Origin of the sequence: Aeromonas sp. QDB30 (assembly GCF_027707645.1) — a bacterium.
In the GTDB taxonomy this organism is placed as follows: Bacteria; Pseudomonadota; Gammaproteobacteria; order Enterobacterales; family Aeromonadaceae; genus Aeromonas; species Aeromonas caviae.
Window position 1 is genome coordinate 32755 of sequence record NZ_JAPCIY010000017.1, and the last position, 26573, is coordinate 59327.

24 protein-coding genes are annotated in these 26573 nt (G+C 62.9%); 11 read left to right on the forward strand and 13 right to left on the reverse strand.

Going from position 1 to position 26573, the window contains the following annotated elements:
• Window positions 1–115: 115 nt before the first annotated feature.
• Together PG896_RS07695 and PG896_RS07700 are read left to right on the forward strand one after the other, a co-directional pair.
• Window positions 116–1549 carry a DUF2867 domain-containing protein gene (locus PG896_RS07695; protein WP_010676077.1) on the forward strand — a complete coding sequence of 478 codons (1434 nt, stop codon included), beginning with the start codon at window positions 116–118 and terminating at the stop codon, window positions 1547–1549.
• A gap of 179 nt (window positions 1550–1728) precedes the next feature.
• Window positions 1729–2985 carry a malic enzyme-like NAD(P)-binding protein gene (locus PG896_RS07700; RefSeq protein WP_045522880.1) on the forward strand — a complete coding sequence of 419 codons (1257 nt, stop codon included), beginning with the start codon at window positions 1729–1731 and terminating at the stop codon, window positions 2983–2985.
• 72 nt (window positions 2986–3057) lie between these two features.
• Here PG896_RS07700 and PG896_RS07705 read toward each other — a convergent pair whose 3' ends face one another.
• From PG896_RS07705 to trmA, 4 genes are all read right to left on the reverse strand, one after another.
• Window positions 3058–3240, reverse strand: a complete 183-nt coding sequence (locus PG896_RS07705; protein ID WP_010676075.1) for a hypothetical protein — start codon at window positions 3238–3240, stop codon at window positions 3058–3060.
• A 54-nt stretch (window positions 3241–3294) separates the two neighbouring features.
• Complete coding sequence (rstB, locus tag PG896_RS07710; protein ID WP_270835580.1) at window positions 3295–4620, reverse strand: two-component system sensor histidine kinase RstB; 1326 nt, start codon at window positions 4618–4620, stop codon at window positions 3295–3297.
• 231 nt (window positions 4621–4851) lie between these two features.
• Window positions 4852–5559 (reverse strand): two-component system response regulator RstA, encoded by a 708-nt coding sequence (gene rstA, locus PG896_RS07720; RefSeq protein WP_010676073.1) that lies wholly within the window; start codon window positions 5557–5559, stop codon window positions 4852–4854.
• A 265-nt stretch (window positions 5560–5824) separates the two neighbouring features.
• Window positions 5825–6958 (reverse strand): tRNA (uridine(54)-C5)-methyltransferase TrmA, encoded by a 1134-nt coding sequence (gene trmA, locus PG896_RS07725; RefSeq protein ID WP_161469572.1) that lies wholly within the window; start codon window positions 6956–6958, stop codon window positions 5825–5827.
• Between the two features lie 169 nt (window positions 6959–7127).
• On the opposite strand from trmA, the gene PG896_RS07730 reads away from it, so the two are divergent.
• Together PG896_RS07730 and PG896_RS07735 are read left to right on the forward strand one after the other, a co-directional pair.
• Window positions 7128–8267 (forward strand): DUF5610 domain-containing protein, encoded by a 1140-nt coding sequence (locus PG896_RS07730; protein ID WP_270835583.1) that lies wholly within the window; start codon window positions 7128–7130, stop codon window positions 8265–8267.
• Window positions 8268–8342: 75 nt separating this feature from the next.
• Window positions 8343–8876: an ATP--cob(I)alamin adenosyltransferase gene (locus PG896_RS07735; RefSeq protein WP_042016441.1), complete on the forward strand. Its 534-nt coding sequence runs from the start codon at window positions 8343–8345 to the stop codon at window positions 8874–8876.
• Between the two features lie 154 nt (window positions 8877–9030).
• On the opposite strand, the gene malZ is transcribed toward PG896_RS07735, so the two are convergent.
• The 9 genes from malZ to PG896_RS07780 all read right to left on the reverse strand — a co-directional run bounded on the left by malZ (window position 9031) and on the right by PG896_RS07780 (window position 17791).
• The gene (malZ, locus tag PG896_RS07740) at window positions 9031–10860 is read right to left on the reverse strand and encodes a maltodextrin glucosidase (protein ID WP_161469571.1); all 1830 of its coding nucleotides are present in this window, start codon (window positions 10858–10860) and stop codon (window positions 9031–9033) included.
• A gap of 245 nt (window positions 10861–11105) precedes the next feature.
• The gene (locus PG896_RS07745; RefSeq protein WP_113977665.1) at window positions 11106–11954 is read right to left on the reverse strand and encodes an HDOD domain-containing protein; all 849 of its coding nucleotides are present in this window, start codon (window positions 11952–11954) and stop codon (window positions 11106–11108) included.
• Window positions 11955–12023: 69 nt separating this feature from the next.
• Window positions 12024–12443 (reverse strand): META domain-containing protein, encoded by a 420-nt coding sequence (locus PG896_RS07750; protein WP_052815785.1) that lies wholly within the window; start codon window positions 12441–12443, stop codon window positions 12024–12026.
• A gap of 178 nt (window positions 12444–12621) precedes the next feature.
• The gene (gene yegD / locus PG896_RS07755) at window positions 12622–13983 is read right to left on the reverse strand and encodes a molecular chaperone (RefSeq protein WP_210538313.1); all 1362 of its coding nucleotides are present in this window, start codon (window positions 13981–13983) and stop codon (window positions 12622–12624) included.
• Window positions 13984–14087: 104 nt separating this feature from the next.
• On the reverse strand, window positions 14088–15077 hold the full coding sequence (locus PG896_RS07760) for a 2-hydroxyacid dehydrogenase (protein WP_042878605.1): 990 nt from the start codon (window positions 15075–15077) through the stop codon (window positions 14088–14090).
• Between the two features lie 77 nt (window positions 15078–15154).
• Complete coding sequence (locus PG896_RS07765; RefSeq protein ID WP_041211972.1) at window positions 15155–15634, reverse strand: CreA family protein; 480 nt, start codon at window positions 15632–15634, stop codon at window positions 15155–15157.
• 21 nt (window positions 15635–15655) lie between these two features.
• A complete protein-coding gene (locus PG896_RS07770; RefSeq protein WP_010676063.1) occupies window positions 15656–16102 on the reverse strand; it encodes an Mpo1 family 2-hydroxy fatty acid dioxygenase in 447 nt (148 codons plus the stop codon).
• A gap of 285 nt (window positions 16103–16387) precedes the next feature.
• The gene (locus PG896_RS07775) at window positions 16388–17248 is read right to left on the reverse strand and encodes a hypothetical protein (protein ID WP_010676062.1); all 861 of its coding nucleotides are present in this window, start codon (window positions 17246–17248) and stop codon (window positions 16388–16390) included.
• A 156-nt stretch (window positions 17249–17404) separates the two neighbouring features.
• Entirely contained in the window at window positions 17405–17791 is a 387-nt protein-coding gene (locus PG896_RS07780) for a TraR/DksA family transcriptional regulator (RefSeq protein ID WP_010676061.1), read from the reverse strand.
• Window positions 17792–18253: 462 nt separating this feature from the next.
• Here PG896_RS07780 and PG896_RS07785 point away from each other — a divergent pair, with 462 nt between their 5' ends.
• From PG896_RS07785 to PG896_RS07815, 7 genes are all read left to right on the forward strand, one after another.
• Window positions 18254–19585 carry a glutamine synthetase family protein gene (locus PG896_RS07785; protein WP_010676060.1) on the forward strand — a complete coding sequence of 444 codons (1332 nt, stop codon included), beginning with the start codon at window positions 18254–18256 and terminating at the stop codon, window positions 19583–19585.
• A 291-nt stretch (window positions 19586–19876) separates the two neighbouring features.
• Window positions 19877–21238, forward strand: coding sequence for an aspartate aminotransferase family protein (locus PG896_RS07790; protein ID WP_214003330.1), 1362 nt, complete (start codon window positions 19877–19879; stop codon window positions 21236–21238).
• A 54-nt stretch (window positions 21239–21292) separates the two neighbouring features.
• The gene (locus PG896_RS07795) at window positions 21293–22390 is read left to right on the forward strand and encodes an extracellular solute-binding protein (protein WP_201957020.1); all 1098 of its coding nucleotides are present in this window, start codon (window positions 21293–21295) and stop codon (window positions 22388–22390) included.
• A 123-nt stretch (window positions 22391–22513) separates the two neighbouring features.
• Entirely contained in the window at window positions 22514–23593 is a 1080-nt protein-coding gene (locus PG896_RS07800; protein ID WP_219596388.1) for a polyamine ABC transporter substrate-binding protein, read from the forward strand.
• Window positions 23594–23669: 76 nt separating this feature from the next.
• A complete protein-coding gene (gene potA / locus PG896_RS07805; RefSeq protein ID WP_010676056.1) occupies window positions 23670–24824 on the forward strand; it encodes a polyamine ABC transporter ATP-binding protein in 1155 nt (384 codons plus the stop codon).
• Window positions 24821–25726 (forward strand): ABC transporter permease subunit, encoded by a 906-nt coding sequence (locus tag PG896_RS07810; RefSeq protein WP_010676055.1) that lies wholly within the window; start codon window positions 24821–24823, stop codon window positions 25724–25726. Before potA ends, PG896_RS07810 begins: the two co-directional genes overlap by 4 nt.
• Entirely contained in the window at window positions 25723–26565 is an 843-nt protein-coding gene (locus PG896_RS07815; RefSeq protein ID WP_010676054.1) for an ABC transporter permease subunit, read from the forward strand. Before PG896_RS07810 ends, PG896_RS07815 begins: the two co-directional genes overlap by 4 nt.
• Window positions 26566–26573: the final 8 nt, after the last annotated feature.

Genomic DNA, 26573 nt, shown 5'->3' on the forward strand with positions numbered 1-26573 from the left:
CTTGCTTCTGAAGAATTCTGAAAAAGGCGCCCATCGGGTGCCTTTTTTATTGGCCGCCATTCTGTAATTCACCGCTTTGCCCTATGGTGTTGGCTCAACCAAGGGAGAAGAGCCGATGCGCACATGTCTGGTGATGGGAGCTGCCGGGTACATAGGATCCTACCTGGTGCCTCATTTGCAGGGTCTGGGGTACAGGGTCATCGCCGGGGCCCGTCGGCCCTGCCGTCTGCCGGAGGGGGTGGCGTTTCGCCTCGCCGACAGCCTCAAGCCTGCCACCCTGCCCCCTGCGCTGGCGGGGGTCGACACCGTCTTCTATCTGGTACACGCCATGGGGGCGGGGGCCGGTTTTCACCGGCTGGAGCAGCAGGGAGTGAAGAACTTCGCCGCTGCCGCCCGTGCCGCCGGGGTGCGCCGCATCGTCTATCTCGGGGCCATCCAGCCCGAGCCCTGCAACAGTCGCCACCTCAACTCCCGGCGCTACTGTGGGGAGCTGTTTCGCAGCGCAGGGGTGCCCACGGTAGAGCTGCGTGCCGGCATCATCATAGGCCCCGGCTCGGCGGCGTTCGAGGTGATGCGGGATCTGGTGTACAACCTGCCCATGATGGTGACGCCCAAGTGGGTGCGTTCCCGCACGCCCCCCATCGCCCTCTCCAACCTCTTGCACTATCTGGGCGGGCTGGTGGAAGCCGACGGGGTGGATGGCCAGATCTTCAATGCGGCCGGCCCCGAGCTGCTCAGCTACCAGCAGCAGCTCCAGAAGTTCGCCGCCCACATCGGCAAACGCTGCCCCATCATTCCGATACCTTTTTTGAGCCCCCGGCTCTCCGCCTGGTGGCTGCAGTTCGCCACCTCGGTTCCCCAACCCATCGCCAAGGCGCTGGTGGGGGGGCTCAAGCACGACATCCCGGCGGATGACGGCCCCTTGCGCGCCCTGCTGCCCCAGCATCTGCTCAGCTTCGATGAGGCGCTGGCGGAGAGCCTGGCGCTGGAGCAGAGGCTCGGTGCCGAGCAGCACGGGGAGGAGACGCCCCTGGGTCTGCGCTGGCGTCATCCCGAGTATGGCTTCTACGACCGTACCGCCAGCGGGGAGGCGGATTGCCTCGCCGCCCCCGAGGTGGTGTGGCAGGTGTTGCAGCAGCTGGGGGGTGAGCAGCGCTACTTCTACATGAACGAGCTGTGGGTGGTGCGCGAATGGATGGATCACCTGATCGGCGGCCCGGCCCGGACCCGGGGGCGTACCAACCCGGATCGCTTCGTGAAGGGGGACATGCTGGACTCCTGGCAGATCCTCGGGGTGGATGAAGGACGCAGGCTGGATCTGCTGTTCAACATGAAGGCCCCCGGCGTCGGTCGGCTGGAGTTCAACATTCAGCCCCTGGAGTCCGGCCTGACCCGGCTGCGGGTGACGGCCCACTGGCATCCGCAGGGGGCCTGGGGGCTGGCCTACTGGCTCGCCATGCTGCCGTTTCACCTCTTCATCTTCCAGGGGATGACGGAGGCCATCGCCCGGCAGGCAGAGGCAAAAGCCGGCATTCCAGTCATGGATTGAAATCGAATCTATAACTAATTGGGTAATTATGGGTGGCATGACATGCTACTGACTAGCGTGTCATTGCTATCCAGCGATATTTTATGCTGTGAAAGGGCGGGGGATTTCTTTATGATCCTCAGCCCTCGCCCGCTGGCGAGCCAACGCATCACTCATTCATTTCCGTATCGGGGTCCCCCATGTCCGATCAGCAGCACGATCTCCGCCAACAGGCACTCGACTACCACGCCCAACCCGTTCCGGGCAAAATCGCCATCGCCCTCACCAAGCCCGCCGAGACCGCTCGCGATCTGGCGCTGGCCTACAGCCCGGGCGTAGCCGAACCGGTACGCGAGATCGCCGCCAATCCGGCCGATGCCTACCGCTACACCGGCAAGGGCAACCTGGTGGCCGTCATCTCCAACGGCACAGCCATCCTGGGGCTGGGCAATCTGGGCCCGCTGGCCTCCAAGCCGGTGATGGAGGGCAAGGCCCTGCTGTTCAAGCGCTTTGCCGGCATCGACGCCATCGACATCGAGGTGAAGCACGAGACCAGCGCCCAGTTCATCGATACGGTGGCCGCCATCGCCGACACCTTTGGCGGCATCAACCTGGAAGACATCAAGGCCCCCGAGTGCTTCGAGATTGAAGAGGCGCTGATCGCCCGCTGCGACATCCCGGTGTTCCACGATGACCAGCACGGTACCGCCATCGTCACCGCCGCCGGGCTGCTCAACGCGCTGGAAGTGCAGGGCAAGGAGATTGGCACCAGCCGCATCGTCTGCATGGGCGCCGGTGCCGCCGCCACCGCCTGCATGGATCTGCTGATCAAGTGCGGGGCTGCGCCGCACAACATCTTCATGCTGGACCGCCAGGGTGTGATCCACAGCGGCCGCACCGATCTGAACCAGTACAAGCAGCGTTTCGCCAACGACACCCCTCTGCGCACTCTGATGGATGTCATCGACGGGGCTGACGTCTTCGTCGGCGTCTCCGGCCCGGACGTACTGCCTGCCGAGGCGGTGGCCCTGATGGCCCCCAACCCGGTGATCTTTGCCTGTTCCAACCCGGACCCCGAGATCAAGCCTGCCCTGGCTCACGGAGTGCGCGGGGATCTCATCATGGGAACCGGCCGCTCGGACTACCCGAACCAGATCAACAACGTGCTCTGCTTCCCCTTCATCTTCCGCGGCGCCCTCGACGCCCGTGCCAGCCGCATCAACGATGCCATGAAGATTGCGGCAGTGGAGGCGATCCGGGCTCTGGCCAAGGAGCCGGTTCCCGCCGAGGTGCTGACCGCCGCTGGCGTGAGTGAACTCGCCTTCGGCAAGGATTACGTCATTCCCAAGCCCATGGATGCCCGCCTGCTGCCGCGGGTTGCCCGTGCCGTGGCGCTGGCGGCGGTTGCCTCCGGGGTGGCCCGCATCGAACTGCCAGGGGATTACATGCTGGGTTGAGTCACGGCAAGCGCGCAAAAACAGAAGGGGCCCCCTGTCGGGGGCCCCTCTTTCATGGCGGAAGCGGGCAGCTTACTTGGTCTTGGGGGCAACCTTGACGGCCGGCGCCTTGGCGTGGGCAGCCTTGTGATGCTTTTTCACGACCTTGGTCTGGGTGGCGTGGGGAGCGGCGGCCTTGGTCGGGGTGGCGGCCATGGTGAAGCCGGAGGTCAGGGCGAAGACAGCGGCCAGAGTCAGGGGGATCAGCTTGTTCATATTCCAGTTCCTCGTTCGGTTTGATGACATGGAGCGTTTCTCCATGACTTCATCCTAGGGCTGTTCGACCTGCGGTTCAGTGAGCGACTGGTGACGGTTTGTATCCAAATGTACGGGCAGGGTCAGGCAGAAACGGGCACCGCTGCTGCTTGGCAGCAGTTGCACCTCGCCGCCATGGTGGTGGGCGATGCTGCGCACGATGGCCAGCCCCAGCCCGGCGCCGCCGGTGCGTCTGTCCCGGCTCTGATCCAGGCGCACGAAGGGCTCGAAGATTTGCGGGGCCAGCGCGGGATCGATGCCGGGGCCATCGTCGGCCACCTCCAGCAGATAGTCGTCCCCCTGTCGCGCTATGCAGAGGCTTGCCTGGCTGGTGGCATGGCGCAGGGCGTTGCCGATGAGGTTCTCCAGCGCCCGGTCCAGCAATCGGGTGTCGCCGCGCCAGGGCAGAGCCATGGCCGGGCGCACGAAGCCGAGCCGCTTGTCCGGTCGCAGGGCCTGCCAGTCGGCCAGGCGGCTGCCGGCCCAGCTGCCGAGCTCCAGATCGCTGCATTGCAGCGGCAGTTCGGGGCGATCGAGCCTGGCATAGGTCAGCATCTCCTCGATGAGGGCATCGAGGGCGCCGAGGTCCCGCTCCAGTCCCTGCTGCTCCTCGGGTGAGGGAGGCTCGGCCAGCATGGCGAGGCGATAGCGCAGCCGCACCAGGGGGGAGCGCAGCTCGTGGGCGATGGCGTCGGTCAACTGCTTGCGACTGGCCAGCATGGCCTGCAACTGCTCCGCCATCTGGTCGAAGGTGCGGCCGACCCGGCCCAGGCTGCTGCCGGGCGGCAAACCGGTGCGACAGGAGAGATCCCCGTCGCCGACCCGGCGGGCGGTCTGTTCGAGCTGTTGCAGGCCGCGCCAGTGGGGGCGCAGCCAGAGCAGGATGGGCAGGCCGAGGGAAAGGCCGATGAGCAGCAGCAGCCCCACGTCCACCCAGTGCAGCTCGTGCAGGTAGGAGAGGTAGGGGACAGGGCCGACGATCAGCACCTTGTCGGTGTTCGGGATGCGCTGCAGGAAGGTGTCATCCTCTTCGACGATGACGATGTTGCCCGCCTCGAGGAAGGCCTGATCCTCGCTGGCCAGGGGCTGGTTGGCGAGGACGCCGATCTGCAGCGGCAGATTGAGCTGGCGGCTCTGCTCGCCGGTGCGGGTGGCCCAGTGTTCCGGCGGCAGCCGGGCCAGCTCGCCAGTGAGCAGGCCGAGGGAGCCTTGCATCATCCGCTCCAGATAACGGTCCCCCGCCCGCTCTGCACTGACCTGATAGACCAGCCCGATGAGCAGAATGGCGAGGGTGAAGCAGCCTATCAGCAGCAGATAGAACTGGATAAACAGGCGTCGCATCGGGGCTCTCCTCTTGCCTGGATTGCGTCTGGGCATTGCCTTGTTGCCCCTCATCCCCAACCCTTCTCCCGCAAGGGGAGAAGGGCGCTGAGAGCATCAAGGTCATTCGGCGGGGCTTATTCCCAGGCCTGGGGCACCAGCAGGTAACCTTTCTGGCGCACCGTCTTGATCCAGATCGAGTTGTTGCTGTCATTCCCTGGCTTCTGGTGTGCAGGCGTGTGAGACACCAGCTCATTCCCAGGCCTGGGGTACGAGTAGATAACCCTTCTGGCGCACCGTCTTGATGCGGGTCGGGTTGTTGCTGTCATCCCCGAGCCGGCGGCGCAGACGGGAGATGGCCACGTCCATGCTGCGATCCTGGCCGTCGTAGTCGCGCCCCCGCAGGCTGCGAAACAGCGCCTCCCGCCCCAGGATCTGGCCGGCGTGGCAGGCCAGCTCCCACAGGAGGTCGAAATCGGCGGTGGAGAGGGGAATGCTCTCCCCATCGAGGCGCACGTCCCGACCCGGGCCGTCTATCTGGAGGCGGCCGAACTGCAGGCGCTGGGGTGGGGCGGCGGGGACCACGGCCTGCTGGCTCTGCCCCTGCTGGCGAAACTGGACCCGCAGCCGGGCCAGCAGCACCGGGGGGGGTGTGGTCTTGAGGATGTAGTCGTTGGCCCCCAGCTCCAGGCTCAGGATCTGGTTCATGTCGCTGTCGAGCGAGGTGAGCATGACGATGGGGCCGGCAAAGCGCGGGCGCAGATCCCGGCACAGGGAGAGGCCATCCTGCCCCGGCAGCATGATGTCGAGCAGCACCAGATCCGGCTGCTCGGCCAGGGCCCTGTCGAGAGCACGGTCACCCCGGGTCTCCAGCAGCACCTCGATGTCGTGGCGACCGAGCCAGCTGCTGATGAGCTGGCCAATCTCGGGATCGTCTTCAACAAACAGAACGCGTGGCATGGTGGCGTGATTCCCCGGTCATGGCGTGAGTGGGCGTGTCGCCAGCATAACGGCTGCGTCCGCGCTCTGCACCGGGATAACTAATCAATGCGGGGGTTTTTGCCCCTTCTCCCGGGGGAGAAGGGGGGACAGGATGAATCGGTTGGTATCGGGCCGCCCCCACTTGTCCCGTGGCGGGTCGGGGCAGCGCGATGAGGCAGGATCCGTGCCCTTCAGTGGCCATAGCGGCCCCGGCTGCCATGGAGCAGCCGGGGAACCGCCCGGATCAGCCGCCCTTGCGCTTCAGGTACACCCCGGCTTCCATGTGGTGGGTCCAGGGGAACTGGTCGAACAGGGCGAAGCGGGCGATCTCGTGGGTTTCACCGAGCACGGCCATGTTGGCCTGCAGGGTCTCGGGGTTGCAGGAGATGTAGAGGATATTGTCGTAATCCTGCACCAGCTTGACGGTGGCGTCGTCCAGACCGGCCCGGGGCGGGTCGACGAAGATGGTGTTGCACTGGTAGGCGCCGAGATCGACCCCCTTGAGGCGGTTGAACTCCCGCTCACCGCGCATCGCCATGGTGAACTCCTCCGCCGACATGCGCAGGATGATCAGGTTGTCGACACCGTTGGCGGCGATGTTGAACTGGGCGGAGTCCACGCTCGGCTTGGCGATCTCGGTGGCCAGCACCTTGCGAAAGTTCTGCGCCAGGGCGATGGAGAAGTTGCCGTTGCCGCAGTAGAGCTCCAGCAGGTCCCCCTCACTCTCTTTGGTCACGTCCAGGGCCCAGCCCAGCATCTGCTCGTTGATGGCGGCGTTGGGCTGGGTGAAGCTGTTTTCCACCTGCTTGTAGACCAGCTCGCGCCCCTGCACGGTCAGGCGTTCGATGACGAAGTCATCCCCGAGACAGATCTTCTGCTTGTGGGCGCGGCCAATCAGTTGCAGTTCGAACCCCTTGGCCCGCAGGTCGGCCTGCAGCGCCTCGGCGGCCTGCTGCCACTCGGCTTCCAGCTTGCGGTGGTAGAGCAGGCTGACGCAGATCTGGCCGGACTGGGTGGAGAGGTAGTCGATCTGGAACAGCTTCTTGCGCAGCACGGGGTGCGGGCGAAGCCCGGCCAGCAGCACCGGCATCAGCCGGTTGATGAGCAGGCTGGCGGTGGGGAAGCTGTCGACCCGGATGATCTCCTTGGTGGCCGGTGCATACATGCAGTGGAAGAGGTCGTCCCCCTCGTGCCAGATGCGGAACTCGGCGCGCATCCGGTAGTGCTCGGCGGGAGAGGCGTGCAACTCCAGCGCGGGCGGATTGAAGGGGGCGAACAGCTGGGTGAGGCGATCGCGCTTCTCGTCGAGCTGGGCCTGGTAGTCGGCAGGAGTCCGTCTGCCCTGGGCGTCGGCGGAAGAGGGCTGGGATTGAGTCATGGATACCTCGCATGCACCGGGCTGAGCCGGGGAAAGACCGGGGGAAGGCCGCAGCCAACCAAAGGGTGGGGATTTTAAAAGGCCGTTGCGGATTGTCCAAGTTTTTTGTGGTCAAGAAGTGGCCAGTCGGGCCGATAACCGATCCACCACTATAGGCGGGAGAGTAATGATGCAAATTGATGGCATGGGCGCAGCCCAACCCAAGGGAGTGGGCATTGCTCCCAAATCGCCTCAACAGACGGAGTCGAAGACGGCGGACAAGGGGGATGAGGTCTCCCTGAACAAGCCCCCGAAATGGGCCCAGGTGCTGATCCAGCAGGCGCTGCAATTTGCGCTGGAGATCAACGGCCAGGGCTACAAGGCACCCAAGGTGCAGGAGCCCCAGGAGGTTACTCCGGAGACCCTGTTCGATTTCCAGTCGGTGGCGGACAACGTGTTGCAGTTCGTCACCGGGCGGATAGGCGCGGCCCGTGCGGACGGCAAGTCCGACGACGACCTGACCAAGATGATGGAGCAGGCCCGCAAGGGGGTGGACAAGGGCTTCGGTGACGCCAGGAAGCAGCTCGGTGACTGGGCGGACAACGAGGACATCAAGACCGGCATGGATCAGAGCTACAAGATGATCCAGAAGGGGCTCGACGAGTTCGAGAAGGAGTTCTTCGGCAAGGTGTCGACCACGGATCTGGGGGATGCCAGGATGGCCAGCCACCAGCAGGCCCTCCTCGAGATCGAGACCCGGGACGGGGACAAGGTGATGCTGCGCTTCAGCGACAGCTGGCAGTTCAAGTCCCAGAGCGATGGGGGTGGCAGCCAGTTCAGCCTCAAGTCGAGCCAGAGCTTCGACTTCTCCCTGGAGGGGGATCTCGACAGTGCCGAGATGGATGCCATCGGCACCCTGGTCAAGGGGCTGGACGAGCTGGCCGGGCAGTTCTTCAAGGGGGGCGACGGCAAGACCCTGGCGGACGGGCTGAGCGGGCTGCAACTGGATGACAGCCAGCTGGTCTCCTACTCCCTCAAGCTCAAGCAATCGGCCAAGTTGAGTCAGACCTACCAGGGGGCCAGTTCCCTGCAGGAGAGCCTCAAGCCCCTGGCGGACTACCTGCCGAGGCTCAGCCGGTTGCAGCAGCAGGCCGACGCCCTGCTGCCCCCTTCCCAGCAGGAGGCGCTGACGCCCACCGTGCTGGCGGCGCGGGGTCAGGACGGGGCGACCCAGGGGGCAGGCTTCATGGGCTTCAACCAGCGGATGCTGGAGGCCATGCGGCTGTTGGCCAGCAGATGGCGACCGGCTAGTCTGGCGACGCCCCCGTGATGCCGGCGGGGGCGGGGTGTTTGCCAGCCCGTCCCCGGGCTGGCACACTGCCCTTTTCCCCAGCCCGGCGATGCCATGAACCCCAAGAAGCCAAGAGACAAGCGCGAGCTCTGCTACCCCTTCATCTTCGAAACCCAGTTCCAGTGCGACTACGAGATCGCCACCGACGAGCTCTGCTGCCAGGTGGGGGCCGTGCTCTCTCATCTGATGCCGGATGAGGATACCCGGCCCGTGATGGCGGATCTGGCGACCCTGCAGCGGCTCATCTACAACCTCAACGGCTCGGTGCGGGGACGGCTCGGCATCTTCGAGGAGGATCTGGACTGGCTGAAGGGACGGTACGATCACTACAACGAGGCGAGTCGCGGCCGGGTGACCGGCTTCGTGCTGCCCCAGGGGCCCCAGCCCATTCCCACCCTGCACCTGTGCCGCTGTGGCAGCAAGAAGGTGGTGCGCCTGCTGGTGCGCCTGGAAGAGAGCGGCGTGCGCTTCGATCCCATCCTCTATCGCTTCGCCAATCTGCTGGCCAACTTCTTCTTCGTGCTCACCGTCTACCTCAAGCAGGCGTGGGATGTGACCGAAGTCCCCTATGTCAGCATCAACTACTGATGAAGAGATGATGTTTGATGCATTCGTCGCATCACACATGGCGGCGTAGGGTTATTGGATCGAAAAACAGCGATGAGGCAGCATCCGTCACTTCGGGGGATGCAGGCATAAAAAAACCGGCGCCCCGAGCGCCGGTTTTCTATTGCCGCTATCCCTAGCTCGACAGCAGTACCCTGGCCGAGTTGGCCGGGATGGTGAGCTGCACCTCCCCATGCACCACCTCGAACTTGTCGCCGTTGAAGGCGTCGGTGAAGCGGCTGGCGGGGCTGGCGGTCTGCCACAGGGGCAGGCTGATGGTGCGCGGCTCCGTGGGGTGGCGGTTGCAGGCGACCACCACCTGATCGCTTTGCAGGGTACGGGCGAACACATAGCTGTGGGGGCCGGCGTAGAGGGTCTGGATGTCTCCCCGACGCAGGGCCGGGCGCTGGCGGCGCAGCTGGATCAGGCGGCGATAGTGGTCGTGCAGCACGTGATCCCAGTCGGTGGTATCCCAGGGGAAGCAGCGGCGGCAGTCCGGGTCGTTGCCGCCGGAGAGCCCCACCTCGTCGCCGTAGTAGATGGAGGGCACGCCGATGTAGGTGATGAGCAGGGTGGCGGCGAGTCGCATCCGCTGCTTGTCTTCCCCCAGCAGGTGCAGGAAGCGGGCGGTGTCGTGGCTGTCCAGCAGGTTGAACTGGGCCAGCTGGTTCTTGAACGGAATATGGGCCCGCGCCAGCTTGAGCCAGTGATCCAGCTCGGTGGCGCTGATCTTGATGGGGTGATAGGCGATGTCCTGCCCCGCCAGGAAGGCGCGGATGGGGTGGGCGAAGCCGTAGTAGTTCATGGCGCCGTCCTCCTGATCCCCCTGCAGCCACTGGCTCGCCTCGAAGAAGTGCTCGCCGAGCACGTAGGCGTCCGGATTCTCCTGCTTCACCGCACCGCGAATGGCGCGCACGTGGCCGCGATTGCCCTCGGCAGTGCCTCGCTCCCCCAGCATGTGGATGACGTCAAAGCGCCAGCCATCGATCTGGTAGGGGGCGCGCATCCAGTAGCGCAGAATGGCGTTGTCTGCCCGATAAACGGCGTCCTGCACCTGTTCACTTGAGAAATCCAGCTTGGGCAGGCTGCGGATCCCTTTCCAGCTAACATAATCCCCTTCTTGATCGAAGGTGTAGAAGCTGCGCCAGGGGGAGTCCGGGTTGCTCTGGGCGCCCAGCGGCGGGCAGAACCAGGGGTGCTCGGTGGAGGTGTGGTTGACCACCGCATCCAGGATGATCCTCATGCCGCGCTGGTGCAGGTTGCGGGTCAGCTCGGCAAACTGGGCATTGGTACCGAGGTGCGCATCCACCTTGAAGTAGTCCTGGGTGTCGTACTTGTGGTTGCTCGGCGAATCGAAGATAGGGTTGAGGTAGAGCGCCGTCACCCCCAGGGATTGCAGGTAGTGCAGTTTGGCGTCGATGCCCGCCAGATCCCCGCCGTAGAATTCACAGGCGCCGTGCCCCTCTTCGTGGCGGCTGACCGGCTCGCCCCAGGCCTTGCTGATGACCGCCTTGCCCCTGTACTCGTACTCGTGATGCTTGACGCTCAGCGACGGGTCGCCGTTGCAGAAGCGGTCGGGGAAGATCTGGTAGAACACCTGATCCTGCACCCAGGCCGGGGGCTGGTGATGGCTGTTGAAGCGGAAATGCTGCTCCCGCGGCGGCATGGCGGCACTGACGCCTGCCCCGTGCAGCCACCACTGCTCCTCGTCGGTGAGGCACTTGAAGCAGTAGAGGTGGATCTCCTGCCCCCTGGCCAGCGGCAGTTCGACCTGCCAGACCTGAAGCCTGTCCCGGGTGGCGACCGGCGTCATGGCGACCAGATACTCCTCGTTGTCCGGCTCGTGGCGCAGCCACACCTCGCGGATGGGGGCGTCCAGCTCGCTGAACAGGGTGAGCTGCAGGGTGTCGGCACTCTCTTTGAACCAGGGTGCCGCCTGGGGGTGAAACAGGAAGGGATGGGTCATGGTATCTACTGTGTCAGAGAGGCTCAGGAATGGGGGATGGGCGCAGGCCATCTTATCCCGTCCATGGGCGTGTGTATGTGACAACCGGCCAGAATGAGACGGTGCTTCCGGCTTGGCTGGGCGGTCTGCCGTGACGCGATTGGGTCAGCAAATCGGCCAGGGCGTTGCCCTGTTCGTGCAGCTGTTCGAGCTGATCCGCCAGAATGAGACGGGGATCCGGCTCCTGCTGATCGGCCGTCGTACATCTACTGGGTCAGCAAATCGGCAAGGGCGTTGCCCTGCTCGTGGAGCTGCTCCAGCTGATCCGCCAGGCTGGCGGGATCCAGCCCCAGCTGGTCAGCCAGGGTTCTGGGGAAACGGGCGATGATGGCCTGTGCCGGTACGCCGGCCTGCCAGGCGAAGGAGACGAAGACGGCGAGCCGGATGAGCACGGCCTCCTTGCTGACCGGATCGTGGGAGAGGGGGTCGAGCTGCTGGTCGATGGCATCCACGAAGGCGGGCGACAGGTTCCAGCGCCGCGCCAGCTCTGCGCCGAGCTGGGCATAGTCGTAACCCAGCATCTCCCGCTGGGCATCGACCCGGCTGCTGCCTTTCTCGATGGCCAGATTGATGAGCCCCGCCTCTTCCGGCAGGGTGCTCTGGATCAGCAGCTCGCCAATGTTGTGAATGAGGGCGCAGGTGAAGGCGGTCTCGGGATCCACCGAGGTGGTCTGCTGTGCCAGGGTGCGGGCAATGGTGGCGACCTGGAAGGTCTGGGTCCAGAAGTGGAGCTTGTCAAAGCCGGGAGGGGCCTTGAAGCTGCTGATGATGCCGGAGGCGACCACCACGGAGCGCAGGCGGTTGAAACCGAGGCGGATCACCGCCTGTTCGATGGAGGTGATTTCATTGCCACGGCGCAGGGCGGCGGAGTTGGCCATCCGCAGTACCTTGACGCTGATCACCTGGTCCATGGCGATCTTGGCCGCGATCTCGTCTATGCGGGCATTCTCGTCGTTGAAACTCTGCATCAGCTCGTGCAGCAGTTTCGGAATTGTGGGCAGTTGCTTGATCTTGCCAAACAGGCGATCCATCGACATGGCTGAGGCAGCCTCCATTGCTAACAATGCCTCATATTGTGCCACAGCCTGGCCAGTTGTTCCTGCTGGCGAGCGGTTTTGTGAGCCCTAGTACACCCAGTCTTGCAGCCTGTATTCCAAACGGTGCCGTTTTCCCTGAAGGATCAGGGTCTGGGTGGAACCGCTCAGTGTGGCCCCCTCCGTCAGGGTGGCGAGCACGGCCTGCTCTATCAGATCGAGCTCGGGGGGACATGCCATGGCGGTGCTGCCGAGGCTGGTGACCCAGAGCTTGTTCCCCTTGAGGTGACCCTGGCCGAAGTAGCGGTTGCAACCGGCGATGCCGTTGACGGTGAAGTGCTCACCGATCTCGATGTCGGGGGGATTGCTGCGGTGGCTGGCGATGGCCTGGCCATCCAGCCGATCGAGCACCCAGTGATGGTGTTGCAGGTCTTGCGAGGCAAAGCGGGGAGCACTGCTGCAGGCGCTGAGCAGAAGCAGGGCGAGCAACAGTAGCAGGTATCTGGGCATTGAAGGGGCTCCGGTGGTGGGTATGACAAGCATACCCGTCCCCGGGCCCAGGCGGCAGGGCGAGGGGGGAGGAGCCCGACCGCTTCTGTCGCCCCGGGGGAAGAGGGGGTGTCGGCAAATGGCAACACCCGCCCCGAGCGAACCTGTCTACAGGTCCCCCATGGCTCCCCTGGCTGTTTCAGTCCGCAAACAGCCGCTCGGCATAGCGGGCGAGGCCCGAGGCCACCGAACCGAAGTCATCACCCCCCTCCAGCGGTACCTTGGGCAGTTTCTGCTGGATGAAGGCCTTGATGAGGGGGGAGCGGGCACTGCCGCCGGTGACGAAGACCCGGTCAGGCTGCACGCCTGCCGCCAGGATAGCCTCGTCCATCAGCTCGCCAATCTTCTCCAGCAAGGGGGCGGAAGCACTGGCCAGCTGGGGGCGGGTGAGTGCCGCCTCCAGCCCTTTTTCCAGCTCGTTCAGGGTCTGGTGATTGTGCTCGTGGTCGGAGAGGGCGATCTTGCCCTGCTCGGCGCGCCACACCAGTTGATGGCTCAGCTTGTGGGCCCGCAGGCTGGCAAGGCGCGTGAGCTTGCTGCCTGGCTGGCTGTCGAGCTGGAGATCCTGCAACTGGCGGGCGGTATCCAGGCTGTAGAAACGGCTCTGGGCACTGACGTCATTGATGGCGGCGGCGTCCCAGAACAGGGGATGGGGCAGTGGCTTGCCGGTCTTGAGGGTCTCGTGCATGCCGAGCAGCGGCATCATGCCCTCCACGGTCAGGCGGATGTCGAAGTCGTTGCCCCCGATGCGCTGGCCGCTGTGACCGAGCAGATCGCCGCTGCGATCCAGCTGGTCACGGTGGCTCGGGCCCATGCGCAGCACGGAGCAGTCGGTGGTCCCGCCCCCGATGTCCACCACCAGCACCACCGCATCCTCGGTGAGGCGCGCTTCGAACTCGAAGCCGGCGGCCACCGGCTCATAGAGGAACTCCACCCGCTCGAACCCGGCGAGGCGTGCCGCCTCGCTCAGGATGGCGATGGCCTGGCGGTTGCTCTCTTCCCCCGCCAGTCCCTGGAAGTTGACCGGTCGGCCGATCACCGCCTGGCGGATGGTGCTGCCCGTCTGCTGCTCCGCCTCCCGGCGCACGTGCAGCATCATGGCGCAGACGATGTCCTCGAACAGGGCGATCTGGGGAGCCTTGAGGCCATAGGCCCCGAGAAAGGATTTGGGGGACTTGATGTAGTAGCCCTCGTCCGGCTCTTCCAGATAGCGCGCCAGCGCCGCACCGCCGAAGCTCAGCTCGTCGATGAGTCCCTCTTCGCGCATCTGGCGGCGCACCGCCTGGGCCCGGGTCACCACGGGACCGCGCAGCTTGAGGTATTCGCTCTGCTGGACGGGGGCCAGCCCTTCGGCCAGGAGGCCGGCGATGGCGTCCCGGTGGGGGGCGTGCAGGGTGGAGGGAAGGTAATGGGAACCGGAGAGGGTCAGCAGCCTGGGGCTGCCCTGTTCCATCACGGCGACGGCACAGTTGGAGGTACCGTAATCAAATCCGATGAACATGCTGGCCAGACTCCTGTACAAAAAAGGGCTGGTAGCCTACCCGATGCCGCCGGGTCTCACAACCCGGCGGCGGGATCAATGGCGTGGCGACAACGCCTCAGGGATCACTCCACTTCGTTGTCAGAGCGGCCCTGGCTCTCGATGGCCTGGATGTTGCTGAGGGTGGTGTCGGCGATGGCGTGCAGTGCCTCCCGGGTCAGGAAGGCCTGGTGACCGGTGAACAGCACGTTGTGACAGGCAGACAGGCGGCGGAAGACGTCGTCGGTGATCACCTCGTTGGACTTGTCCTCGAAGAAGAGGTCTTCCTCCTCCTCGTAGACGTCCAGCCCCAGGGCGCCGATGCGGGAGGTCTTGAGGGCCTCGATGGCGGCGTTGGAGTCGAGCAGGCCGCCCCGGCTGGTGTTGATGATCATCACCCCGTCCTTCATCTTGGCGAAGGCCTCCTTGTTCAGCAGGTGATAGTTCTCCTTGAACAGGGGGCAGTGCAGGCTGATGACATCGGACTGACGGAATAGGGTGTCGAGATCCACGTACTCGGCGCCCAGATCGATGGCCGCCTGGTTCGGATAGGGATCGCTCACCAGCAGGCGCATGCCGAACCCCTTGAGGATGCGCAAGGTGGCGATGCCGATCTTGCCGGTGCCTATGATGCCGGCGGTGCGGCCATGCATGTTGAAGCCCACCAGCCCTTCCAGGGAGAAGTTGGCGTCCCGGGTGCGCTGATACGCCTTATGGATGCGGCGGTTGAGGGTCATCATCAGGCCCACCGCATGTTCGGCAACAGCCTCGGGGGAGTAGGCAGGCACCCGCACCACCTTGAGTCCCAGCTCCTTGGCGGCGGCCAGATCCACGTTGTTGTAACCGGCGCAGCGCAGGGCGATGACCCTGGTGCCGTACTGCGCCAGCTCGGTCAGCACTTCGCGGTCGGCATCATCGTTGACGAACAGGCAGACCACGGGGAAGCCGTGGGCGAGACGGGCCGTCTTGGCCTCCAGCCGCACGTCGAAGAACTCCAGATCGAAACCGTACTGGGCGTTGGCCTGGTGGAAATGTTCCTTGTCGTAGCTCTTGGTACTGAAAACGGCGACTCTCATGGTGCGCTCTCCGTAGATAATGATGTGGTTAAATTACAACAAATAGTGACCGTCATCACGGGATAAGTGGTGCTGTTTCAACCCCAGGGCATGATGGGGACGGCACTCACTGCACTCTTGTACGAACCATCCACCAACTTGGTGCTGTAAGTCAGATAGACAAGGGCATTGCGCTTCTCGTCGTAAAAACGCACCACCTTCTGCTCCTTGAACACCAGCGAGGTGCTGACGTCGAACACCTCTTCCCCCGCCTTCAGCCTGGCGGGCAGGGTGATGGGGCCGATCTGGTGGCACGAGAGGGAAGCGTGGGAGGGATCTTCCGCCAGCCCGAGTCCGCCCTTGACGCCGCCGGTCTTGGGGCGGGCCAGATAGCAGGCGACACCGGCGATTTTAGGGTCGTCGAACGCCTCCACCAGGATCTTGTGGTTGGGTCCGAGCAGCTTGAAAGCGGTGCTCACCTCGCCGACGGGATCGGCCTTGTCGGCCAGCACCGGGCCGGCCATCAGTGCCCCCAGCAGCAGGGGCAGGGTGCGAGCAAGGGTCTGAAGATGTCTCATGGTCTCTCCTGTTGGCCTCCCTCAGAAAGGGATGCCCAAACGACGATAGAGGCTGGCCAGCACCCAGGCGGGGCCTACCAGCAGAAATTGCAGGTCGGTGAGAAAGGAGGGGCGTTTCCCTTCGATATGGTGACCGACGAACTGGGCTATCCAGAACAGCACGAACCCGATGAGGGCAGGCCACAGCAGCGGCCCCTGCCAGACGTGGCAGAAGGCCAGCCCCAGAGCGGTCAGGGCTGTCATCCCCGTAAAGATCGTCAACGACAGCCGCAGGTAGAAGACCAGCACCGGGATGGCCGCCAGCCCCGCCCAGTTGAGGGACGCTGGCAGGGGACCGGCGGGCAGGCACCAGAGCAGTGCCAGGATGCAGAGGTAAATGCCTGGCACCGCCACCTTGTGGATGGCCACATTGACGGGGTGTTGATGGCTCTGGCCATAGTCGCGAAACCAGTCATCCAGTCGTTTCATGGCACCTCCCTGGTGCGCGTATTGAGGCCGGGCGACCTCGCGTTCCTGTGCGTTTGCGGCGGGCTGCGTCCACCGGATGGGATGACCCGCGGCTGATCACGCTCCCGGCGGCGGATATTCCCAATGCCGGGATACCGTGTCCGTTCATGCTCGCAGCGGTGGATATTCTCAACGCCGGATATCGTGTCTGCTCACGCTCGCAGCGGTGGATATTTCCAACACCGGAGGCCGTGTCTGCTCATGCTCGCAGCGGTGGATATTCTCAACGCCGGATATCGTGCCCATTTACTCCTGAGACGGTGGATATTCCCAATATTGGGCCGGAATGCTTTTGAGCAAGGGGGTCATGTCGGGATTGGGCAGGGCGATGGTGACTCTCTGCTCCAGATTGGCGCTGGCCAGGGCCTCGCGGATCTTGGGGTTCTCCCGAAAGAACGCCATGAAGCTACCGTCGGCATAGGCACGCTCGAGGCCGGTCTGGATCGCCTTGGCCAGCTTCGGCGATTCCGGGCTGACGAAGAAGAACTCGGCGAAGGGGTAGCGGATCAGCAGGTGCTGATCGATCACCAGGTTGGGATATTGTGCCGCCAGCTCGCTGCGTTCGGCGAAGATTTCCACCAGACCACGGGGGAAGAAGTCCAGCTTGTCACCGTCATTCATCAGGCGAAACAGGTTGCTGTAGCGCCCGGCATAGGTGGGAATGCCTGCTAGTTCCAGGATCTTGTTGTCGGCCCAGCCCACTCCCTGGGCGGCTTTCAGTTTCTTGAGGTCTGCCAGGGTGTTGATCTGGTTGAACCGCTCCTGGGCATCGGCGTGGATGAAGGAGAGGCGCAGCCCTTCCAGGCCACGAAACAGCGGGATTGGCACTGCGGTGAGGGAGGATTCCAGCGCGCTGGAGGTACCCATCCAGAACACATTGATGACCTTGCCCTTGGCAAGCGCCTGCTGGAGGCTGTACTGGTTGAGATTGAGGTCGACCCGCTCCAGCTTGTAGGGCTGCCCGGCGTGGTTGAGCGCCAGTTCCAGCAGCTTGAGCTGGTATTCGTTGTCGAGATCGTTGATCGGTCGGCTGGGGACCTTGACGGTGAGCGTCTGTGCTTGTGCCAGCAATGGCAGGCACAAGCACAGCCTGATGAGCCATTTCACGCTTTGATCTCCTGTAGGATCCGGGACTTGCCCGGAGTCTAACAGAAGTTGTCATGCTCTTGCTGTGAAAGGGGCCGGGGATCACCCGGCCGCGTCATCTTCGGGCATGGCCTGCCCTGTGCCCGGCTCGTACCGAGGCCGGGCTTGTTCGCCGCATCAGGCGACGCGACGGAACACGTGAGTGTCGTTGAATTCCTTGGTGCTCTGGCATTCAACACAGAAGCGGGACTCGGGACGGGCCTGCAGCCGCTTGAGAGAGATCTCGTCGCCACAGGATTCGCAATAGCCAAAATCCCCTTCATTGATGCGCTTCAACGCCCCTTTCAGCTTGCGCAGGTGCAACTTGTCGTGCTCGATGCGGTTCAGCTCCAGGCGACGGGCCTCCTCGACACTGGCACGGTCAATTTCATCCGCCATCTCGTTGGTATCGGTGGCGATAGCCTGGCTGGCCTGGGAGTTGAGACGTTCTTCGAGCTCAAGGATTTGTCGCTCGATCTGGCCTTTGTAGAAGGTCAGTTGGTCTTCTGTCATGAAATCACACATACGGTTTGCTACCAGTCAGTTTCCCAATGTTACCCATTGATGGGGGCTGTCTGTCGTCAGACCAAGCCCTTGTATCCCGTTTTGCACCAAATCCATGCAGGAGAGTGCAAATCAGGGCGGGCCTTGTACCAAAAAAACGCAGACATGCAAAGGAAATTGGATAAGGAGTGTGCGCCCTTGCAAAGAAATGGGCCTTCTCCGACAGGGTCTGACTGAGTATCGAACGAGATCCCGCCGCCGTTGGCATCGAGCTTGCAGTGGGCTGATCGTGACACAAAGTGTTTAGTATTTGGTGACGCGCTGGTCATTATACAGGCCGTTGTTTATAGTTTTTTAAACACCGCTGCTTGACAAAGGCCTTTATCACGGGCTTTTATGGTGTGGTCGATTACATTTTCTTAACAAGGATGTTCCTTATATTAGACACCCTTGACAATGGCAACCGTAAAGTCGGGGTTTAACATGGACAGTATCAAGGGCTGGATGGAGAGCAATCGCATCACGGAAGTGGAGTGCCTGTTTCCGGATTTCACCGGCAATGCCCGAGGCAAGATCATTCCAGCCAACAAGTTTCTGCGCGAGGGGGGCATGCGGCTGCCCGAGGTCATCTTCACCCAGACGGTGACCGGCGAGTACCCGGATGACGACAGCATGATAGACCCGCTGGAGCGGGACATGCAGCTCTATCCCGATCCCAACACCATTCGTTTCGTACCCTGGGCGCTGGAGCCCACCGCCCAGGTGATCCACGACTGCTTTGACGTCAACGGCAAGCTCATCGACATCGCTCCCCGCTCCGTGCTGCGCCGGGTTCTGTCATTCTACGAGAAGCAGGGCTGGAAGCCGGTGGTGGCGCCGGAGCTGGAGTTCTACCTGGTGACCCGCAACGAAGATCCCGACTATCCGTTGGTGCCGCCGGTGGGCCGCAACGGCCGCCCGGAAACGGCCCGCCAGTCGTTCAGCATCGATGCGGTGAACGAATTCGACCCCATCTTCGAGGACATGTACGACTACTGCGAGGCCCAGGAGCTGGAGGTGGACACCCTGATCCACGAATCCGGTGCCGCCCAGATGGAGATCAACTTCCTGCACGGGGATGCCATCGATCTCGCCGACCAGGTGTTTCTGTTCAAGCGCACCATGCGCGAGGCCGCCCATCGCCACGGCATCTATGCCACCTTCATGGCCAAGCCCATGAGCAACGAACCGGGTTCCGCCATGCACATCCACCAGAGCCTGGAAGACATGGATGGCAACAACCTGTTTGGTACCAGCGAAGGGGGCAACTCCGATCTGTTCATGCATTTCATCGCCGGCCTGCAGAAATACACCCCGGCAGTGACCGCCCTGCTGGCGCCGAACGTCAACTCCTACCGCCGCCTCACCTTTGGCGAGAGTGCGCCGCGCAACGTGCAGTGGGGGGTGGAAAACCGCACCTGCGGCCTGCGGGTCCCCTTCTCCGAACCGAGTGCACGCCGGGTCGAGAACCGCTTCGCCGGGGCCGATGCCAACCCGTATCTGGCTCTGGCCGCCACCCTGGCCTGCGGCTACCTCGGCATGCTGGAGAAGCTCGAACCCATGCAGGAGATGAAGGCGAGTGCCTACGACCTGCCCTACAGCCTGCCCCGCTCGCTGGAGGAATCGCTGAGCCACCTGGAGCAGTGTGAACCCATCAAGGACATGCTGGGGGAGCGTTTCATCCGCGCCTTCGTGGCCGTCAAGCGCAAGGAGTACGAGACCTATTTCGGCGTGATCAGCCGCTGGGAACGGGAATTCCTGCTGCTGAACGTCTGATCTGTCCCCGGGGGAGGCGAGGCCTCTCCCCGTCATATCGCAAACAAGGGGCCGAAGGCCCGTCTGGCGGGGGCGCCCGCGACCCGGAAGGCACCGAGTATAGGTGAGGCCCGCTCCCGCAATGGAGAGGGGCGTCACCTGCAATCAACTGGCGACGATGTTCGCCCCATGGAAAGGCATCGAGCAGGCAAGAGAGCGCCAGCCCCGTGAATGGCAGTGACCGGGCAGGCCACCCGCGCCCTCATGAATGGCGACAAGATTCGCCGAATCGAAGGAACCGAGGAGCAAGCAATGCAGCACACCACCCGTGAGTGGCAGCAACTGGAAGCCAGCCATCATCTGCATCCGTTTACCGATTTTCAGGCCCTGAACAAGAAGGGCAGTCGCATCATCACCAAGGCCGAAGGCGTCTATCTGGAAGACTCCGAAGGCAAGCGCATTCTGGACGGGATGGCGGGTCTGTGGTGCGTCAACATGGGCTACGGCCGTCAGGAGCTGGTGGATGCCGCCACTCGCCAGATGCAGCAACTGCCCTACTACAACCTCTTCTTCCAGACCAGCCACCCCCCTGCTGCCGAGCTGGCCACCCTGCTGGCCGAGATCACCCCTTCCCACCTCAACCACGTCTTCTTCACCGGCTCGGGTTCCGAGTGCAACGACACCGTGCTGCGCATGGTGCGCCACTACTGGGCCAGCAAGGGACAACCTGACAAGCAGGTGATCATCAGCCGCCACAATGCCTATCACGGCTCCACCGTGGCGGGGGCCAGTCTGGGCGGCATGAAGGGGATGCACGCCCAGGGCGGCTTGCCCATTCCGGGCATAGTACACATCGACCAGCCCTATCACTTCGGTGAGGGAGAGGGCATGAGCGCCCACGAGTTCGGTCTGGCCCGTGCCCGCCAGCTGGAAGAGAAGATCCTGGCACTGGGGGTGGACAAGGTGGCCGCCTTCATCGGCGAGCCTATCCAGGGTGCGGGGGGGGTCATCATTCCCCCCGAGAGCTACTGGCCCGAGATCCAGCGCATCTGCGACCAGTACGGCATCCTGCTCATCGCCGACGAGGTGATCTGCGGCTTTGGCCGCACCGGCCACTGGTTTGCCAGTGAAGGTTTTGGCATCAAACCCGATCTCATGTGCCTGGCCAAGGGCATTACCTCCGGCTATCTGCCGATGGGCGCCGTGATGGTGGGGGACAGGGTTGCCAGGGTGCTGGTGGAAGAGGGGGGGGAGTTCAACCATGGCTTCACCTATTCCGGCCATCCGGTCGCCTGCGCCGTGGCCATTGCCAACATCCAGCTTATGCAAAAGGAGAGCATAGTTAAGCGAGTTCATGATAGTATCGGCCCCTATTTGCAGCGCCGCTGGGCTGAGCTGGCGGACCATCCGCTGGTGGGGGAAACCCGGGGGAAAGGCCTGGTCGCCGCGCTGGAAATAGTGCAGGACAAGCAGACGAAACGTCGCTTCCCGGCCGAGCTCCATGCCGGGATGACCTGTCGGGAGTTCTGTTTTAACAATGGCTTGGTGATGAGGGCTGTCGGCGATACCATGATCATATCGCCCCCCTTGGTGATCACCGAGGAACAGGTGGATGAATTGGTCAAACTGGCCAGGCTCAGTCTGGACCTGACGGCTGCAAAGCTGCGGGAATAGGCGGGAACCGGGCAGGTTGGCTTACGCATACAATTTGCTTAGGAGACAAGGACTATGTCTTTTAAAAAGGGAATGATGGCTGCTTCCGTGGCGCTGGTCATGATGAGTACCGGGGCGATGGCCGACGAGAAGGTGCTGCACGTCTACAACTGGAGCGACTATATCGCGCCGGATACGCTGGAAAACTTCCAGAAGGAGACGGGCATCAAGGTGGTCTACGACGTGTTCGACAGCAACGAAGTGCTGGAAGCCAAGTTGCTGGCAGGCAAGTCGGGCTATGACATCGTCGTACCGTCCAACCCCTTCCTGGCCAAGCAGATCAAGGCAGGTGTCTTCCAGAAGCTGGACAAGTCCAAACTCTCCAACTGGCAGAACCTGGACGTCGACCTGCTCAAGGCGCTCGAACCGAGCGATCCGGGCAACCAATACTCCATCCCTTACCTGTGGGGCACCATCGGCTATGCCTACAACGCCGAGAAGGTGAAGGCCGTGCTGGGGGCCGATGCCCCGGTGGACTCCTGGGATCTGGTGTTCAAGCCGGAGAACATGGCCAAGCTGAAGGAGTGCGGTGTCTCCTTCCTCGACTCGCCGACCGAAATGCTGCCGGCCGCCCTGCAATACCTGGGCTTCAAGCCGGACAGTCAGAAGCCGGACGAGCTGAAGAAGGCAGAGGAGCTGTTCCTCTCCATCCGTCCCTATACCGCTTACTTCCACTCCTCCAAGTACATTTCGGATCTGGCCAACGGCAACCTGTGCGTGGCAGTGGGTTACTCCGGTGACCTGCAGCAGTCCAAGACGCGTGCCGCCGAGGCCAAGAACGGTGTCAGCCTGACTTACACCATTCCGAAAGAGGGGGCAGGCAGCTTCTTCGACATGATCGCCATCCCGGCGGATGCCAAGAACGTCGAGGCGGCCCACACCTTCATCAATTACCTGATGAAGCCGGACGTGATCGCGAACATCACCAACGTGGTGCAGTTCCCGAACGGCAACAAGGCGGCCACGCCGCTGGTGGACGAGGCGATCCGTACCGACCCGGGTATCTACCCGACGCCGGATACCCTCAAGAAGATCTACACCTTCCCGGATCTGCCGGCCAAGGTGCAGCGTCTGATGACCCGCAGCTGGACCAAGATCAAGTCAGGCAAGTAAGAGTGACGAGTACCCCTCCCGGTCCGCAGTTCGGCCGGGAGGGTGGTGACCACCCGACAGGTTGGACGGCGCGTATGGATGCGCGACTGGCAAAATCACACAAATGAGGACTGATAAGTGCACATGACCAAGATGGCAACGCTGGCCCTGACCCTGGGGTTTGCAAATCTGACCCAGGCAGCCCCTGTGGTTCATTTTTACAACTGGTCCGATTATATCGGCGAGACCACCCTCAGTGACTTTCAGCAGAAGACCGGGATCAAGACCGTCTACGACGTGTTTGACTCCAACGAGACGCTGGAAGGCAAGCTGCTGACCGGACGCACCGGCTACGATCTGGTCGTGCCCTCCAACAATTTCCTGGCCAAGCAGATCAAGGCGGGGGCCTTCCAGAAGCTGGACCTCACCCTGCTGCCAAACCTGAGCAACCTGGACCCCATGCTGCTCAAACAGCTCGAGAAGGTGGATCCGGGCCATCAGTACGCCGTGCCCTACCTCTGGGGCACCAACGGCATCGGTTACAACGTCGACAAGATCAAGGAAGTACTGGGTGTCGACAAGATTGACTCCTGGGCGACCATCTTCGAGCCGGAAAACATGAAGAAGCTCTCCCAGTGCGGCGTGGCCTTCCTCGATTCGGCGGACGAGATGATCCCGGCGGCCCTCAACTACCTGGGGCTCAACCCCAACAGCCATGAGCCGGCGGACATCAAGCGGGCCGAAGAGCAGCTGCTCAAGGTGCGCCCCTATGTGGCCTACTTCCACTCCTCCAAGTACATCGGTGACCTCGCCAACGGCAACATCTGCGTGGCGGCGGGTTTCTCCGGCGACATCCTGCAGGCGGCGTCCCGGGCCGAGGAGGCGGGCAAGGGGATCAAGATTGCCTACAGCATCCCCAAGGAGGGGGGCAATCTCTGGTTCGACATGATGGCGATCCCGGCCGATGCCACCAACGTGAAAGAGGCTCACGCCCTGATCAACTACATTCTCGAACCGCAGGTCATCGCCAAGGTGAGCGACTATGTGGGTTACGCGAACCCGAACATCAAGGCGGGAGAGTTCATGGACAAGGCCGTGCGCGAGGACGAGTCAGTCTATCCCCCCCAGGCGGTGCTTGAGCGTCTGTATGTGCAGGAAGCACATCCCCGCTCGGTGCAGCGCCTGATCACCCGGAGTTGGACCAAGATCAAATCCGGAACCTAACCTTGGCGCCCATCCCGGGGCGCCAGATTGTATTGATGGATCGGCCCAGGCCGGAATCACCTTTGGGAGTTTGGTAATGGCGATAGCCTCCAGTGCCTACAAGAAAGCCCTCGAGGGCAGCCAGCAGCGTAAAGAAGTGCTGGTCAAAATAGACAGGGTAAGCAAGCAGTTCGACGAAACGCTGGCGGTCGACAACGTGTCTCTCAACATCCACAAGGGCGAGATCTTCGCCCTGCTGGGTGGGTCCGGCTCCGGCAAGTCCACCTTGTTGCGGATGCTGGCCGGGTTCGAGCGACCCACGGAAGGACGGCTGTTCCTCGACGGCGTCGACATTACCGACATGCCGCCCTATGAACGCCCCATCAACATGATGTTCCAGTCCTACGCCCTGTTCCCCCACATGACGGTGGCCCAGAACATCGCCTTCGGCCTCAAGCAGGATGGCCTGCCCAAGGCGGAGATTGATGCCCGGGTGGAAGAGATGCTCAAGCTGGTGCAGATGACCCAGTACGCCCGCCGCAAGCCGCACCAGCTCTCCGGTGGTCAGCGTCAGCGGGTGGCCCTGGCCCGTTCCCTGGCCAAGCGTCCGAAACTGCTGCTGCTGGACGAGCCTATGGGGGCGCTCGACAAGAAACTGCGCTCCACCATGCAGCTCGAACTGGTCGAGATCATCGAGCGGGTCGGCGTGACCTGCGTCATGGTGACCCACGATCAGGAAGAAGCCATGACCATGGCCGAGCGGATCGCCATCATGCACCTCGGTTGCATCGAGCAGATCGGCAGCCCGATGGACATCTACGAAACCCCGGCCAGCCGGCTGGTGTGCGAGTTCATCGGCAACGTCAACCTGTTTGACGGCCTGCTGGTGGAGGATGAGCAGGACCACGCCATCATCGCCTGTGCGGATCTGGAGCAGCCCATCTATGTGGGTCACGGCATCAGCTCCCGGGCGGAGAACAAGAAGGTCACCTATGCCCTGCGTCCGGAAAAACTGCTGATGAGCCTGCAAAAGCCGGAAGAGATCGAGCATCCGGACTTCAACTGGACCAAGGGCGAGGTTTATGACATCGCCTATCTGGGCGGCCATTCCGTGTATCACATCCAGTTGCCCTCGGGCAAAATCGTTCAGGCTTTCATCGCCAATGCCGAACGCCACGGCAAACGGCCGACCTGGGATGACCAGGTGTTCCTCTACTGGGAAGATGACAGCGGCGTGGTGCTGCAATCATGAAGGCATTGAGACGACTCAAACAGGTGGGAGGGCGGCAGCTGGTCATCGGCATCCCCTTCTTCTGGCTGTTCCTCTTCTTCCTGCTGCCCTTCATCATCGTCGTGAAGATCAGCTTCGCCGAAGCGGACGTGGCCATCCCGCCCTACACGGACGTGGTGAGCTGGGCAGACAATCAGCTCACCATACTGCTCAACCTGGGCAACTACCTGCTGCTGCAGGAGGATGAGCTCTACATCGCGGCTTATCTGGGATCCCTCAAGATAGCCCTGGTCAGCACCCTGCTCTGCCTGTTGATCGGTTATCCCATGGCTTACGCCATTTCGCGGGCCAACAAGGAGACCCAGACCGTTCTGCTGCTGCTCATCATGATGCCGACCTGGACGGCGATCCTGATCCGGGTCTACGCCTGGATGGGGATCCTCAGCAACAACGGCCTGCTCAACAGCGTCCTGCTGGGCATCGGGGTGATCGACGAACCGCTGCAGATCCTCAATACCAACCTGGCGGTCTATATCGGCATCGTTTATTCCTACCTGCCGTTCATGGTGCTGCCGCTCTACGCCAACCTGGTCAAGCACGACCAGAGCCTGCTGGAGGCGGCCTCCGATCTGGGGGCCCGCAACCTGACCCGGTTCTGGCAGATCACGGTGCCACTCTCCAAGAACGGCATCATCGCCGGTTGCATGCTGGTCTTCATCCCGGTGGTGGGCGAGTTCGTCATCCCCGAGATGCTGGGTGGTCCGGAGACACTGATGATTGGTAAGGTGCTGTGGCAGGAGTTCTTCAACAACCGCGACTGGCCGGTGGCCTCTGCGTTGGCGGTGGTGATGCTGGCGGTGCTGATCATTCCCATCATCCTGTTCAACCGCAACCAGGCCAAAGAGCTGGAGGGCAAGGCATGAGACGTTTCGGTTTTGCCAAGCTGATGCTGTGGCTGGGTCTGCTGTTCATCTACCTGCCCATGATCATCATGGTCATCTACTCCTTCAACGCCTCCAAGCTGGTGACGGTGTGGGGAGGCTGGTCGCTCAAGTGGTACTTCGGCCTGCTCGACAACAAACAGTTGATCGGGTCCGTGTTCCGCTCCCTGGAGATCGCCTTCTACACCGCCATCGCGGCGGTGGCGCTGGGGACGGTGGCGGCCTTCGTGCTGACCCGGATCCCTCACTTCCGTGGCCGGACCCTGTTCGGCGGCATGGTGACGGCGCCGCTGGTGATGCCCGAGGTGATCACCGGTCTCTCCCTGCTGCTGCTGTTCGTGGCCATGGCCCAGCTGGTGGGTTGGCCCGCGGAGCGGGGCATGCTGACCATCTGGATAGCACATACCACCTTCTGTACCGCCTATGTGGCAATCGTGGTGTCGGCGCGGCTGCGGGAGCTGGATCTCTCCATCGAGGAGGCGGCCATGGACCTGGGAGCCAAGCCCTGGAAGGTGTTCTTCCTGATCACCATCCCGATGATAGCCCCGTCGCTGGCGGCGGGTGGCATGATGTCGTTTGCCCTGTCGCTGGATGATCTGGTGCTGGCGAGCTTCGTCTCCGGCCCGGGCTCGACCACCCTGCCGATGGAAGTGTTCTCGGCGGTGCGCCTCGGCGTGAAGCCCGAGATCAACGCCATCGCGAGCCTGATCCTGCTGTCGGTATCCCTGTTCACCTTCGGTAGCTGGTATCTGATGGCTCGGGCGGAGAAACGCCGCCGTGCCGAAATCGCCATGACCACCCAGATGCAGGCAGTTGCCTGACCTGCCCC

Coding starts and splice junctions, on each gene's coding strand:
- potA (WP_010676056.1), top strand. CDS start 23,670: ATGGCGATAGCCTCCAGTGCCTACAAGAAAGCCCTCGAGGGCAGCCAG.
- PG896_RS07750 (WP_052815785.1), bottom strand. CDS start 12,443: ATGCCCAGATACCTGCTACTGTTGCTCGCCCTGCTTCTGCTCAGCGCC.
- malZ (WP_161469571.1), bottom strand. CDS start 10,860: ATGACCCATCCCTTCCTGTTTCACCCCCAGGCGGCACCCTGGTTCAAA.
- PG896_RS07735 (WP_042016441.1), top strand. CDS start 8,343: ATGAACCCCAAGAAGCCAAGAGACAAGCGCGAGCTCTGCTACCCCTTC.
- PG896_RS07730 (WP_270835583.1), top strand. CDS start 7,128: ATGCAAATTGATGGCATGGGCGCAGCCCAACCCAAGGGAGTGGGCATT.
- trmA (WP_161469572.1), bottom strand. CDS start 6,958: ATGACTCAATCCCAGCCCTCTTCCGCCGACGCCCAGGGCAGACGGACT.
- PG896_RS07790 (WP_214003330.1), top strand. CDS start 19,877: ATGCAGCACACCACCCGTGAGTGGCAGCAACTGGAAGCCAGCCATCAT.
- PG896_RS07770 (WP_010676063.1), bottom strand. CDS start 16,102: ATGAAACGACTGGATGACTGGTTTCGCGACTATGGCCAGAGCCATCAA.
- PG896_RS07800 (WP_219596388.1), top strand. CDS start 22,514: ATGACCAAGATGGCAACGCTGGCCCTGACCCTGGGGTTTGCAAATCTG.
- yegD (WP_210538313.1), bottom strand. CDS start 13,983: ATGTTCATCGGATTTGATTACGGTACCTCCAACTGTGCCGTCGCCGTG.
- PG896_RS07795 (WP_201957020.1), top strand. CDS start 21,293: ATGTCTTTTAAAAAGGGAATGATGGCTGCTTCCGTGGCGCTGGTCATG.
- PG896_RS07705 (WP_010676075.1), bottom strand. CDS start 3,240: ATGAACAAGCTGATCCCCCTGACTCTGGCCGCTGTCTTCGCCCTGACC.
- PG896_RS07780 (WP_010676061.1), bottom strand. CDS start 17,791: ATGTGTGATTTCATGACAGAAGACCAACTGACCTTCTACAAAGGCCAG.
- PG896_RS07815 (WP_010676054.1), top strand. CDS start 25,723: ATGAGACGTTTCGGTTTTGCCAAGCTGATGCTGTGGCTGGGTCTGCTG.
- rstA (WP_010676073.1), bottom strand. CDS start 5,559: ATGCCACGCGTTCTGTTTGTTGAAGACGATCCCGAGATTGGCCAGCTC.
- rstB (WP_270835580.1), bottom strand. CDS start 4,620: ATGCGACGCCTGTTTATCCAGTTCTATCTGCTGCTGATAGGCTGCTTC.
- PG896_RS07700 (WP_045522880.1), top strand. CDS start 1,729: ATGTCCGATCAGCAGCACGATCTCCGCCAACAGGCACTCGACTACCAC.
- PG896_RS07745 (WP_113977665.1), bottom strand. CDS start 11,954: ATGGAGGCTGCCTCAGCCATGTCGATGGATCGCCTGTTTGGCAAGATC.
- PG896_RS07765 (WP_041211972.1), bottom strand. CDS start 15,634: ATGAGACATCTTCAGACCCTTGCTCGCACCCTGCCCCTGCTGCTGGGG.
- PG896_RS07785 (WP_010676060.1), top strand. CDS start 18,254: ATGGACAGTATCAAGGGCTGGATGGAGAGCAATCGCATCACGGAAGTG.
- PG896_RS07810 (WP_010676055.1), top strand. CDS start 24,821: ATGAAGGCATTGAGACGACTCAAACAGGTGGGAGGGCGGCAGCTGGTC.
- PG896_RS07760 (WP_042878605.1), bottom strand. CDS start 15,077: ATGAGAGTCGCCGTTTTCAGTACCAAGAGCTACGACAAGGAACATTTC.
- PG896_RS07695 (WP_010676077.1), top strand. CDS start 116: ATGCGCACATGTCTGGTGATGGGAGCTGCCGGGTACATAGGATCCTAC.